Annotated in this window: 11 protein-coding genes; 8 read left to right on the forward strand and 3 right to left on the reverse strand. The window is 39.4% G+C overall.

Annotated elements, in window-relative coordinates:
- The first annotated feature begins 1 nt into the window (after window position 1).
- Entirely contained in the window at window positions 2–895 is an 894-nt protein-coding gene (locus tag H7U19_RS06610) for a LysR family transcriptional regulator (RefSeq protein ID WP_186560472.1), read from the forward strand.
- A 264-nt stretch (window positions 896–1,159) separates the two neighbouring features.
- On the opposite strand, the gene H7U19_RS06615 is transcribed toward H7U19_RS06610, so the two are convergent.
- From H7U19_RS06615 to H7U19_RS06625, 3 genes are all read right to left on the reverse strand, one after another.
- Window positions 1,160–2,695 carry an NADP-dependent isocitrate dehydrogenase gene (locus H7U19_RS06615; protein ID WP_186560474.1) on the reverse strand — a complete coding sequence of 512 codons (1,536 nt, stop codon included), beginning with the start codon at window positions 2,693–2,695 and terminating at the stop codon, window positions 1,160–1,162.
- A gap of 332 nt (window positions 2,696–3,027) precedes the next feature.
- Window positions 3,028–5,535: a DUF5686 and carboxypeptidase-like regulatory domain-containing protein gene (locus H7U19_RS06620; protein ID WP_186560476.1), complete on the reverse strand. Its 2,508-nt coding sequence runs from the start codon at window positions 5,533–5,535 to the stop codon at window positions 3,028–3,030.
- A gap of 161 nt (window positions 5,536–5,696) precedes the next feature.
- Entirely contained in the window at window positions 5,697–6,674 is a 978-nt protein-coding gene (locus H7U19_RS06625; protein ID WP_186560478.1) for a pyruvate dehydrogenase complex E1 component subunit beta, read from the reverse strand.
- A 130-nt stretch (window positions 6,675–6,804) separates the two neighbouring features.
- On the opposite strand from H7U19_RS06625, the gene H7U19_RS06630 reads away from it, so the two are divergent.
- From H7U19_RS06630 to H7U19_RS06660, 7 genes are all read left to right on the forward strand, one after another.
- On the forward strand, window positions 6,805–7,881 hold the full coding sequence (locus tag H7U19_RS06630) for a T9SS type A sorting domain-containing protein (protein ID WP_186560480.1): 1,077 nt from the start codon (window positions 6,805–6,807) through the stop codon (window positions 7,879–7,881).
- A gap of 125 nt (window positions 7,882–8,006) precedes the next feature.
- Window positions 8,007–8,759: an electron transfer flavoprotein subunit beta/FixA family protein gene (locus H7U19_RS06635; RefSeq protein ID WP_186560482.1), complete on the forward strand. Its 753-nt coding sequence runs from the start codon at window positions 8,007–8,009 to the stop codon at window positions 8,757–8,759.
- A 73-nt stretch (window positions 8,760–8,832) separates the two neighbouring features.
- Window positions 8,833–9,792: an electron transfer flavoprotein subunit alpha/FixB family protein gene (locus H7U19_RS06640; protein ID WP_186560484.1), complete on the forward strand. Its 960-nt coding sequence runs from the start codon at window positions 8,833–8,835 to the stop codon at window positions 9,790–9,792.
- 124 nt (window positions 9,793–9,916) lie between these two features.
- Entirely contained in the window at window positions 9,917–10,534 is a 618-nt protein-coding gene (locus tag H7U19_RS06645; RefSeq protein WP_186560492.1) for a bifunctional nuclease family protein, read from the forward strand.
- A 15-nt stretch (window positions 10,535–10,549) separates the two neighbouring features.
- Window positions 10,550–12,079: a NupC/NupG family nucleoside CNT transporter gene (locus tag H7U19_RS06650; protein ID WP_246454673.1), complete on the forward strand. Its 1,530-nt coding sequence runs from the start codon at window positions 10,550–10,552 to the stop codon at window positions 12,077–12,079.
- A gap of 275 nt (window positions 12,080–12,354) precedes the next feature.
- Window positions 12,355–12,693: a hypothetical protein gene (locus H7U19_RS06655; protein WP_186560494.1), complete on the forward strand. Its 339-nt coding sequence runs from the start codon at window positions 12,355–12,357 to the stop codon at window positions 12,691–12,693.
- Between the two features lie 213 nt (window positions 12,694–12,906).
- Entirely contained in the window at window positions 12,907–13,761 is an 855-nt protein-coding gene (locus H7U19_RS06660) for a thymidylate synthase (RefSeq protein WP_186560496.1), read from the forward strand.
- The last annotated feature ends 34 nt before the right edge of the window (window positions 13,762–13,795 follow it).

Genomic DNA, 13,795 nt, shown 5'->3' on the forward strand with positions numbered 1-13,795 from the left:
TATGGGTAATCAATTAGAATATCGACATTTGAATTATTTTTTGGCTGTTGCCGAAGAACTACACTTTAGAAAAGCGGCCGAGCGCCTCTATATTTCGCAACCTGGCTTAAGCAGACAGATCAAACAAATGGAGGAGGGTTTGGGGGTGCAACTTTTTGAGCGACACAACCGGAAAGTTATATTGACCAAAGCTGGCGAATATCTAAAGCGCGAACTCGTCATCAATCTAAAGCAGCTTGATGATATTTTAAATCACACTAAACTTTTGGGGCACGGCAAAAAAGGTCAACTGAAGTTTGGATATGTGGGCTCAGCAATGCAACGTATCATTCCAGAATTGCTATTGCACTACCGGGATACAAATCCGGATGTGGTGTTCAGCTTAAAGGAAATGGACAATCAAAAACAGATTGAGAATCTGTTGAATTTTAAAATTGATGTCGGTTTCGTGCGTTTGGAGCATATCCCACCTTCCATTAAGATAAAACGTGTATTGAGCGATACCTTTTGTTTAGTATTGCCAAAAAACCATCCGCTAGATACCTCAAATTTTGAGGATTTGTGCCAACTTAAAGAAGAATCCTTTATTCTTTTTGACCCCCAATACAGCCAATCGTATTACAATAATGTCATGCAGGTTTTTCGGGACAGTGGTTTTGCGCCTTTGGTAAGCCATCTTACTATTCATGCCAGCTCTATATACAAACTGGTAGAAAATAATTTTGGGATTTCCATAGTTCCAAAATCTTTAGCCTCAAGCCATATTAAAGGGATAAAGTTTATTGAACTGGATATGATGCCACAGCGGACCGAGCTATCCATGGTTTGGCATAGTGAAAATCGCAACCCTATTTTAATGGGATTTCTGGACGTTGTAAAACAACAAAATCCATGATAATGTCATGGATTTTGTTCTGATTTCAAAAGGGGAAATCATGCTATTGACCAACTCAAATCATCTATTATGAAGATAATCTTTTGAAGATTTTTATAATCTTACATTGTAAAGTTACAACTAATTTTAGATTAATTTTTATTTATATTTTTTATAATATTCATTTAAATAAATTATGATTATACTCAAAGGAAAACCCACGAAAATTCATGGGTCTTCAACAACAACATTTAACTATTAACTAAACTAAACCAACCAAATATTTTATTCCCCTTGCCCCAATGAAAAAGCGCGTTTTCCATTGAATTCATAAAGGTTTTCTGTTTTTATGACGTCCATGCCTTCATTATGCAATTTTGATAACAAAGCGATAACCTGCTCATATTCCACGGGTTCGTAAACAGGTTCGGTTTTATCAATATTCGCATCCATCGCCACAAATCGGCATCTCCAGTGGTCTGTACAATAGGTTTCCTTTAGCCCCCTTGGGAACACTTTAACCCCCCTATTGGTAATCATTTTAAGCTTGAGCTTATAAACGCTTATGTTTGAAAGCATTTCACCTATTTCCTCAGGGTTTGAGCCTTTCCAATCCATAAAAACATCCACTCCCAGTAATTGCTTTTCGGCCTCTTTGCGCTTATATTCTGGAATTGTAATTTTTCCAGTACCACTGGCCATGCTACTTTTCGGTAATTTTACAGGGGACTCCCCTAATCTAGCAATAATGGCATCGGCGAATTCACTAGTGGACACTCTTTTTATACTGTATTGATTATTGTAAATGTCCGCAGTATGGTAGCCCTCTTCCAATGTAGTTAACCACGCATTTTTTATGTTATCCGCTATTTCAGTTTGACCTATATAAGCCAACATGTTGATTGCGGCATTTAATAACCCAGACGGATTGGCAATATTCCGCCCCGCAATATCAGGTGCAGAGCCGTGGATGGCTTCAAACATAGCAATATTTTTCCCAATGTTGGCCGAACCAGCCATCCCCACGGAACCTCCAACCTCGGCCGCGATATCAGAGATAATATCCCCATATAAATTTGAAGTAACGATCACATCATATCGCTCAGGGTGGGCCGCCAGATGGGCCGCGCCTATATCAATAATCTGGGATTCGTTAATGATATCCGGGTATTCCGCCGCTATTTCTAAAAACACTTTATGGAAGAGTCCATCGGTCAATTTCATAATATTGTCCTTAATCATACAGGTAACCTTCTTTCTACCAAAAGCTCTGGCATACTCAAAAGCATAACGTACGATGCGCTCACAACCCGGCCTGGTAATCAGCTTTAAACATTGTACAACGTCGTCTGTTTGTTGATGTTCTATACCGGCATAGAGGTCTTCCTCATTTTCACGCACAATCACCACATCCATATCTGGGAAGTTAGTCTTTACATAAGGATGCAAGGCCGTTACGGGACGCACATTGGCAAACAACCCAAGTGATTTTCTTAAGGTAACATTCAAGCTTTTATAGCCCTTCCCTTGTGGCGTAGTTACTGGCGCTTTTAGTATAATCTTTGCATCGCCGATAGTTTCCCATGCTTCAGGTTTGATGCCCGAGGTATTCCCGGATAAATACACCTGCTCGCCCAATTCAATAAAATGAGGCTCAATTTTGGCGCCTGCTGCCTTAAGGATTTTTAGGGTAGCCCCCATAATTTCGGGGCCAATACCGTCGCCTTGGGCAACGGCTATTTTTACCTTTTCATTGCTTTTCCTAATACCGTTTTCAGACCTCTTTTTGTGAAAACTGCCGTTTAATAATTCTGCTTCCATATCTTTTTATTTAGAACAGTTCAAAATTATAAAAAGAAAATCATATATTTTTATTTATATTTTTTATTTAAATAATAAATAATTTTAATGATTAATCAAAAACTCCAAAGTAGGAAAAGCTGAATCTATCAGAAAATCACGAATTTCGTTCCTGCAGATAAGTAGATAGGCTACCGTCGACAAACTTTATTAAAATACTAACTTAAGGTGTACAAACTACGGCGGATTTCAATGCGTCCAAATTTATTAGGAATAACCAAATCCAGTGTCAAATCGAAATAAACGCTAATCTAATCCATAACTGGCTATGATAGGAGTCCACTAAACACGCCCTAAAAATTAAACCCAAAGCGCCCCGTGATACCAAACTTTCGTGCATTGGGATATTGCTCAGCGCCTTTGTAGTTACCTCGGAAGTTAAAATCGAGCCTAAACACCTTAAAAATATTACCAACACTTAGGCTGTACTCGTAGTAGGGCTCTTTTGACGGTGCTACCAATAAGAGGTTTGCTGGATTGCTGGGGACGTTGCTCAATGCAATATTTTCATCTGAAATACTAGCCAGAACACCTCGAACACCAATAATTTCGCGCAGATTCAGCTTTTTTAACAGCGGAATCCTAGAAAATATGCGACCGTTAAAATTATGCTCTATATGAAATGAGGCATAAGTATCCGAAACGAATTCATAAAAATCCAGTTGGGAAAAGGTGTTGTAAATAGAAAAATACGTTTGGTTCCCAGGAATGACACTAAGCAGCCCCAAAGGCACTTCCCCAAAGGTTTTCCCCACCTCAACAGAAGTGGTCAATCTTCCAAAACCACCAATTTGCCATGGCTGTAAGTAAGACAACTGCACTTTAGTATAATCAAAATCGCTTTCTAAAATACTTCGGTCCGCCCGGCTGACCTGAGCAAAAAAGCGGGCAAAATCATAATTTGCGGTTCGGCGTTCCACTCCAAAACCTGTCATCTTTCTTCCCGGGTAATACTCCAGGGACAAGGTAGTCTCAAATTGCTTGATTCTGGAACGGACACCATCAGGGGTATTATAATCCAAACTAAAGGTAGGGGATGCCGACTCCAAAGTACGGTAGTTACCACCAAGCCTAAAGATCAGATTCCGAAAGGGCTCGGTTTCCACAGCAAAACTAGTGAGGTTAATAGCCGTTAATTTATCATTGGAACCCGTATTGGCCACCGAAGAGGATGCCAAACTTCTTCCCAGCACATCTGAACTGGTGGTTAAACTTGCCCCGATTTGTTCAATATCTCGGCGATTACCTCCCGATAAGATTACTCGATTCTTTTTATCGACCATCCATTTACCTGAAATGCCGTATTTAAACTTATCGTCCCTGAACCCATAAGCCATAAAGCCTTCCAGTCGCCATAAGTCATTCTGTCCGAAATAGGTGCGCCCTCCAGCCCTTACGCGCCAACCCTCTACATCATTAAAACCAAATGAGGAAAAAATAGGCCCATAATCCAAAGGCAAGGAGTTAAATTCAATATAGCCAGAAGCCAAAATACTTCCCAAATTATAAAGGCGCTGGAATTTCTTTACCGTTTTTAGGGTGTCCAGCATTTTATAAACGGCCTTTTCATCCTTGCTCAATTCTTCCATACGATTGGCCTTCCAAAAGGCATCATCCCTGTCGTAGGCATCCACGTTATAATTGTACACCTCGGTCTCATAGAATTTTTCATCCTTAGGAATATCAAACGCATAATTATCGTAAAGCGTGGTACGTTTCCCATAAATACCTCTGGCCTTTTCCTTTTTACTAAAGGAGAAATCACTCATCATATAGTCCCGCTTAATTAAAATCAGGGAATCATTCAACACATCGTACTCCTGTTCAATATAAATATCCTTTACCCAGTTGATATTGGCACTTTTTGAAGCCTGAAGATTAATTTCCTTGATGGCATAAGTGGTATCGGCTACCCAAAAATCGCCCTTAAAGGTTAGTTCGTTGGTTCGTCTTGGGTAATATATAATATTGAAGCACCATTTATCGTCAATGAATGTGCTGTCAGATAGTACGTAATTATAGGTATTGATTCCTGTTCTGGATAATGGGCTGACAAAGCTCTTATCAAAAAACTTCAAATAATTGTCATAAATATTGAAATCGGAGTACAAATCGCCCACAAAATCAATAATGACCTGATTATCACTAAACCCTGAGTTTTTATTGCCTTGTAATACCTCTTTTTCCTTATTGGTGGTGTTGTCTCCATATACCTTGGAAACTGCCTCGTTGATAAACATGGGTAAATAGGTTTTCCCCGTAACGCTAGAGGTGTCCACTTCGTCAAAAACAAACTCCATCCCCCTAAAAAGGCGACTTTTTATAAGCCCACTGTCAATACTATTGATATCAAACTCTACTTTTTCGTATTTATCGTATTCGTACTGCTTGAACTGTTTCAGCCCATTTTGGCGTTTATGTTCCCAAATCTTTCTCAGAATATCGATAGCAGGATTATTCTTTTTGGATTGTTTTCCAGAAACGATAACGACCTCGTTTAGCTGGGACGCTTCTTCCTTTAAAGTGAATTTTAAATTATAATTGACTTTTTTGGTCAGTGGCACTTTTAACGTATGATACCCTAAAAATGAGACGGTAAGTCCATCCCGAGTTTCATCGGATTCCAAATAAAACTTACCATTTTCATCCGTAATAGTTCCTTCGGAAGTGCCCGTAAAAATTACGTTGGCAAAGGAAACCGGCTCGTCAGTTTCATCAAACACGTAGCCGCTCACCTTAGTTTGGGCCATGGCAATACCAATGCTGAAAAGAAAAAGGGCAAAAAGCAGGTTTATCTTCATTCAAAAAACTTTATTTCCTTTTATAAGACAAACAAAATTGATATTGGTTGCATGGGTTGGCAAATAGGGCTTGGTTCATCTTAAAACAAAAACTTCACCAACAACCGCGCAAATTCTATGCCGATAGTGGATGAAGTTTATATAACGTAAAACGTCAGAATTTATTTGTAAAGTACTTTCTTTACCGCTTTGATCACATCCTCGTGGTTTGGCAACCATTCTGCCAATAATACTGGCGAATATGGGGCCGGGGTGTCGGCGGTATTAATTTTCACAACCGGAGCATCCAAATAATCGAATGCTTCGCTTTGCACCAAATAGGTAATTTCAGTCGCCACATTTCCAAAAGGCCATGCTTCTTCTAAAACTACCAGACGGTTAGTTTTCTTAACGGATTCCAAGATGGCTTTTCTGTCCATCGGACGCACGGTGCGCAAGTCTATTATTTCACAGGAGATGCCTTCTTTTTCAAGCTCATCAGCTGCTTTGTAAGCCTCTTTGATAATTTTTCCAAAAGATACGATGGTTACGTCATCACCTTTTCTTTTGATCTCGGCAACACCAATTGGTAAAATATATTCACCTTCTGGCACTTCGCCTTTATCGCCATACATCTGCTCACTTTCCATGAAGATAACAGGGTCGTCATCGCGAATGGCCGCTTTCAACAAACCTTTAGCATCGTAAGGATTTGATGGCACCACCACTTTTAAGCCCGGGGTATTGGCAAACCAATTTTCAAAAGCCTGGGAATGCGTTGCACCTAATTGACCCGCCGAAGCTGTTGGCCCGCGAAATACGATGGGGCATTTAAATTGCCCGCCAGACATTTGTCTAATTTTTGCTGCATTGTTTATAATCTGATCAATTCCAACCAAAGAGAAGTTGAAGGTCATATATTCCACAATAGGCCTGTTACCTGTCATGGTGGAACCGATGGCCACACCAGCAAAACCAAGCTCGGCAATAGGGGTATCTATAACCCGCTTTGGTCCAAATTCGTCCAACATGCCTTTGGAAGCTTTATAGGCCCCATTGTACTCCGCTACTTCCTCACCCATTAAATATACACTTTCGTCTCTGCGCATTTCCTCGCTCATGGCTTCGCAGATCGCCTCTCTAAACTGAATTGTCTTCATAAACTTGCTTTTAAGTCAGACTGCAAAAATAACAATATTTCATTAGAAACATGACAAAAATTTAACGTAAAAATATACCTACGGAATTATGTTTTTTCGTACATTTATAACGTCTCTTTAATTCATTTTTATGAAACGACGCTACTTCCTTTTAATACTTTTTGCTATTTCCTTGCTTGGAAATGCTCAAACCAACCTATTATGCCCTTCAATTGTAGAAGGTATGTACTTTAAAGACGAACCCTTAATTACAGAAAACAACGATGGCACATTGACCTTAACCCACCCAAATCAAACGGTAACAGAAATATTTGCCAAATACAAAATATTCGACTTCTATGAAGCTTGGAGTAGCAGAAAAATCTACGGCGTAGCTTTTAATAGCAAAGATTTGGTTGTTGAAATTGAAGATAAAGTTGCTCGAGAAATCATGTATATCTCGTACGGTTTTCTTTCTCCCTACACCTATACGTCTTCCACCATAAATGCTGAAATTATTGAATTTTTAGATGGTAAAAAATTTAGTTTTAACAAATATTGTGATGATATACCTGGCTTTGGCCCAGATTGCTCCCTTAATGAAAATAGTGTCCCGCAGGATTTTTCCTTACAATTAACGTTTGATTATGATGAAACCGAAGACATATTGTTGGCTAGAACAGATAACTTAACCCCTTGCGGCAATTCATTTTCTATTAAATTAAAGGGAGGGGCAACGGATAACACATTAACACTATGGGAAGTGGAATCCGGGACTGCCTCCGAGAGCACGAATGAACAGCCATGTTATTCTATTGAGCAAAGACTTTATTCAGTCCTTGACATCACCTGTATTCCTTCTGGAGCTATTGGATACATTTATGTCGATTTAGATATTGATAACAAAGTTTTTACTTTAGAAAGAGCTTTCAACGTATTTACTGGTACCATAGTTAAATTTGAAGAAGAAGTATTGTCCAGTAAAAACTTTCAGTTGAATGATATCGAATTCTTCGAAACTAGAGCAAACTCTTATCTACATATTTCAAATATGCCTCATCAGCCTCTATACACCGAAATGCATACAATTACAGGTCAAAAAATTAGGAAAAGGCAAATATTGGTGGATAATAAAATCCCAATAAACACTTTAAGTAGTGGGCTATACCTACTAAAAATCTCGAACAAAGAGAACCACTTCAAGGTCTTTAAATTCATTAAAAGGTAAATAGTAAGCATAAATTCAAACTATTATACAAAATTCAAAATTTATTATGCGTGCATAGTATTTTTCAAATAAAATACCTACCTTCGTGCAGTTAAAAATAAACGTATTTTAATAGTAATAATGTTATGAAAATATTAGTTTGTATAAGTCATGTGCCGGACACAACTTCGAAAATAAATTTTACGGGGGGCGATACAAAATTTGACACCAATGGCGTACAATTTGTGATTAATCCCAATGACGAATTTGGGTTGACACGAGCCATGTGGTTTAAAGAAAAACAAGGTGCTAACGTTACTGTTGCCAATGTGGGAGGTGCTGAAACCGAACCTACATTGCGCAAAGCGCTGGCCATTGGTGCTGACGAGGCGATTAGAGTAAACACTCCTGCCACGGATGGTTTTTCAGTGGCAAAACAATTGGCTAAAGTTGTTGCCGACGGAGGTTATGATTTGGTGATTGCTGGGCGCGAATCCATTGACTATAATGGCGGTATGGTGCCAGGTTTACTCGCCGGGTTGACGGGTGCCAATTTTGTAAACAATTGCATCGGACTTGAAGTGGATGCTTCGACAGGCTCAGCAACCGCTACAAGGGAAATTGACGGTGGGAAGGAAACCGTTTCTACAGGTTTACCACTGGTGATTGGAGGCCAAAAAGGATTAGTTGAAGAAAGTGATTTGAAAATCCCCAACATGAGAGGGATTATGATGGCACGTAAAAAACCTTTGAACGTTTTAGAACCTGTGGATACAGATGCAAAAACCCAATCGGTCTCCTTTGAAAAGCCTGCTCCAAAGGGTGCCGTAAAATTGGTATCTCCGGATAATTTGGATGAATTGGTGGATTTACTTCATAATGAAGCGAAGGTGATTTAATAACCAAATTCCAATTACTAAATTCCAAATGTTTGGGATTTGTTTTTTGGGATTTATATTTTGAAAAAATATTATGTCAGTTTTAGTATATACAGAATCAGAACAGAATAAGTTTAAAAAATCGGCTTTTGAGGTGGCATCTTATGCCAAGGCAGTAGCCGACCAGTTAGGCACTACCGTAACTGCAGTGGCCATTAATATTGATGACACTTCTGCCCTTGGCAATTATGGCGTGGATAAGGTTTTGAACGTATCTAATTCAGAATTAGATAGTTTTAATGCGAAAGCTTATGCCTCGGTCCTTCAACAGGGTGCAGAAAAAGAAAGTGCCAAAGTTGTGGTACTAAGTTCCAGTGCGGACAGTAAATATCTGGCACCTCTTGTAGCCGTTGGATTGGACGCTGGTTATGCCTCAAATGTCGTGGGTGTTCCGTCAAGCTCCAGTCCCTTTACAGTTAAGAGAACTGCCTTTACCAATAAGGCGTTCGAAAATACCGAAATTACGTCCGATGTAAAAATCATTGGAGTTTCCAATAATGCTTTTGGACTGGTTGAAAACAGTGGGAGCGCGTCTTCTGAAAGTTTTGCACCTTCTTTGCCAGCTTCAGACGTAAAGGTAGAATCCATCGATAAAGCCACTGATAAAGTAACTATTGCCGATGCTGAAATTGTGGTGTCTGGTGGCCGAGGCCTAAAAGGCCCAGAAAATTGGGGTATGGTGGAAGAATTGGCCGACGTACTTGGAGCGGCAACTGCCTGCTCAAAACCTGTTTCAGATTTAGGCTGGAGACCCCATGGTGAGCACGTTGGGCAAACAGGTAAACCTGTGGCTTCCAACCTTTATATCGCCATTGGCATTTCAGGAGCCATCCAACATTTAGCTGGGATAAATGCATCAAAAGTTAAGGTGGTGATTAATACCGACCCCGAAGCCCCTTTCTTTAAAGCCGCAGATTATGGGGTGGTTGGTGACGCTTTTGAAGTGGTGCCACAACTCATAGAAAAATTGAAGGTTTTTAAAGCCCAGCAATAAAATATTTTATAACTTGTAAGTTCGAAAGACGAGGAACTGTTTAAATTTGGCGAATTAATTGTAAATCTGCCTATGGCAGTTGGTAAATTCCAAATTTAAGCAGTTCTTTGCGTTTTAAAATAGTATGAGTTTAGTAAGATTGAACATAAAGGGCATTTCCTATAGCCAGACCCAGAATGGAGCGTATGCCCTGATATTGAATGAAATTGAGGGCGACCGAAAACTTCCTATCGTCATTGGTGCTTTTGAAGCCCAATCCATAGCCATTGCTTTAGAAAAGGAAATCCGCCCACCACGACCTTTAACTCACGACCTTTTTAAGAATTTTGCCGATAGATTTGATATCGTAGTAAAACAGGTCATCATCCATAAATTGGTAGATGGCGTTTTCTATTCCAGTTTGATTTGCGAACGCGATAAGATTGAGGAAATCATCGATGCCAGAACGAGTGATGCCATTGCTCTGGCCTTACGTTTTGACGCTCCTATTTTCACTTATAAAAATATCTTGGATAAGGCTGGTATCTATTTGAAAGTCGACACCAAAAAAGAAGACGAAGACGAAACAGAGGACAGCGTTTTAGTGGATGATGTCTTAGCTGGTGAGCTGGAACCTGCCACCTCCCAAACGGACTATTCTTCAAAATCTTTGGATGAACTTCACAAGCTATTGGACGAAGCCGTAGCTAATGAGGACTATGAAAAAGCTGCACACATCCGGGATGAAATCTCCAAACGGTAATTAAACATTTCTTTTATGAAGCAATTGGTTTTCAGTATCATGTTTATCCTTTGCTTGATTACAACACCTTCATTTTCACAAAACGACACTGCACTTACCGAAGGCAATCCCACTGAATTAATTTCGCAGGTTGAAACGGAAATCAATACGACTCTTGTTGGCGACACCACTGCCACTGCGACTGCCAATACCAAACTTAAAAATACCTCCGCAGACTCGCCTGACGAAATTATTCCTAGTCAGGGCTTTTCATTCAACAGCCTTTGGCGCGGTATTTTGGGTATGCTATCCTTGGTGTTTATCGCCTTTTTATTCAGCAGTAATCGCAAAGCGATCAACTGGAAAATTGTGGGTATGGGATTGGCGCTGCAATTGCTAATTGCAATTGGCGTGCTAAAAGTGCCATTTATTGAAAGCATATTCGAGTTTCTCGGAAGCATTTTTGTTCAAATTTTGGAATTCACAAAAGCTGGAAGCGATTTCCTTTTCAGTGGCCTAATATCGGATACGCAAACCTTTGGCTATATATTTGCATTTCAAGTCTTACCGACGATTATATTTTTCTCGGCGCTCACTTCTGTATTGTTCTATTTAGGCATTATTCAAAAAGTGGTAAAAGCCATGGCATGGCTGTTAACCAAAGCCTTAAAAATATCGGGGGCGGAAAGTCTTAGCGTGGCAGGGAATATCTTTTTGGGACAAACTGAAGCCCCATTATTGATAAAAGCCTATTTGGAGCGCATGAACAAATCCGAAATACTGTTGGTGATGATTGGTGGGATGGCCACAGTTGCGGGCGCTGTTTTAGGCGCATATATCGACTTTTTAGGTGGAGACAGCGATGTGTTAAAGTTGTTTTACGCCAAACATTTATTGGCCGCTTCAGTGATGGCAGCACCTGGCGCGATTGTGATTTCCAAAATACTTTATCCCCAAACAGAAACCGTAAATACGGATGTGTCCGTATCACAAGAAAAAATTGGTTCTAACTTTTTAGATGCCATTGCTAATGGCACTACTGAAGGTCTTAGGCTTGCGGTTAATGTTGGTGCCATGTTATTGGTATTTTTGGCGTTCATCGCCATGTTCAACGGTATTCTTTTTTGGATTGGCGATATCACTTCTTTTAATGGGTGGATTGCCAATAATACCATTTATGATGAATTTTCTTTAGAGCTTATTTTGGGGTATCTATTCGCTCCTTTAATGTGGTTAATAGGTGTGGCCAAGGAAGATATGGCCTTAATGGGACAACTGCTGGGCATCAAATTGGTCGCCAGCGAATTTGTAGGCTACATCCAGTTGGCGGACCTGAAAAACGCATCAAAAGCCGTTCATTTGAATTATGAAAAATCTGTGATAATGGCCACATACATGCTTTGTGGTTTTGCCAATTTTGCATCCATTGGTATCCAAATTGGAGGCATCGGTTCCTTAGCGCCTGGGCAACGTAAAACGTTATCCAAATTTGGAATGCGCGCTTTACTGGGTGGCACAATTGCATCGTTGATTTCAGCCACTATTGCAGGGATGATTATTGGATAAAAAACACCCAATTTGCTCAAAATATTTGGAATAATAGAGGTGCTTCACTAATAATACTTTCAGTCTCTAAATCAACGATGTTTGTTTTAGAAATAATTTATCATTTTAACATAATCAATAAAATATAAATATGTTTATTATTAATATTTTGAGATATTCATTTTTTTTTCATTGAATTATAACGATTATTTTTACAATGATTCAGATTATTTTGTAAATTGTAGCAGTTCAAAGTTTTTTTTGAACACAAACCTTCTCCTTTAAACTAAATAATTATGACTACTTACATTACTTTAGGCATAATCTTGTTACTATTTTTAGCAATGTATGCATACGCCTATGGCTCTGTGTATTTAGAGTCCCTCAGAAAAGAACGCTCATTAAAACAATTAGAGGAACGGCAAGAAGCGAACCGCAGATTAAAAATGAGCAAACAACGGCAACGCGAAGAAAAGTTACAGAAAATCCGTCAACGAAGTCGAGAAATTAAAGAGCGTATAAAAGAAGTAGAACGCGAAAGGGCTTTGGTAGCTCAAAAATTTAAAAATACGGTAAAAGTAGAGCTTATTAAAAGCACATTACAACAGGACTCCACGCAACAGCAAGCGGGCTAACCAACCTTTTAAAAACAAAAAAACCGTTCATTCTAAAGATAGAGTGGTTTTTTTGTTTTGAAACAACATGACTTATCGTTAATAACTTTTTGATATTCTCCCTCATATTAATGAAAAATTAACTTGTCTTTTTCTTTAAATTCGTGACCGCTGTTATTACAATGCAGCCTATGTTTAATCTTAAAGAGATTCCCGTGTCCATGGGAAGTTAATATGAAGCAGTACCACGACTTAGCAAAACACGTTTTAGAGCATGGCAATGAAAAATCGGACCGCACGGGTACGGGCACCAAAAGTGTGTTCGGATATCAAATGCGATTTGATTTAAGCGAAGGGTTTCCGATGGTAACCACCAAAAAATTGCATTTAAAATCGATTATTTACGAACTGTTGTGGTTTTTAACGGGCGATACCAATATTAAGTACCTAACAGAAAACGGAGTGCGGATTTGGAATGAATGGGCCGATGAAAACGGTGATCTTGGACCAGTGTACGGGCATCAATGGCGTAACTGGAACAGTGATGAAATTGACCAAATCAAAGACGTTATCCACAGCTTAAAGCACAACCCCAACAGCCGACGCATGCTGGTGTCTGCTTGGAATCCATCGGTATTGCCGGACACTTCAAAAAGCTTTAGCGAAAATGTAGCCAATGGCAAAGCGGCACTGCCTCCATGCCATGCGTTTTTTCAATTTTATGTAAGCCCCCCAGCCCCCGAAGGAGGAGCAAATAAAAAGCCTAAATTATCTTTGCAACTCTATCAACGCAGTGCGGACATTTTTTTAGGCGTGCCCTTTAATATTGCTTCCTATGCATTATTTACCATGATGATGGCGCAGGTTTGCGGTTACGAAGCTGGTGAGTTTATCCACACCTTTGGTGACGCCCATATTTACAGTAACCATTATGAGCAGTTGGAATTGCAATTATCCCGTGATATCCGACCATTGCCAAAAATGATTTTAAATCCCGAAGTAAAAGATATTTTTGATTTTACCTTTGAGGATTTTACTTTGGTGGATTACAATCCGCATCCGCATATTAAGGGGGTTGTGGCGGTGTAAACTACCATGATTTAGTATTTTATTTTTTTGTCAG

It is taken from the genome of Hyunsoonleella aquatilis (genome assembly GCF_014270105.1).
Taxonomy (GTDB): Bacteria; Bacteroidota; Bacteroidia; order Flavobacteriales; family Flavobacteriaceae; genus Jejuia; species Jejuia aquatilis.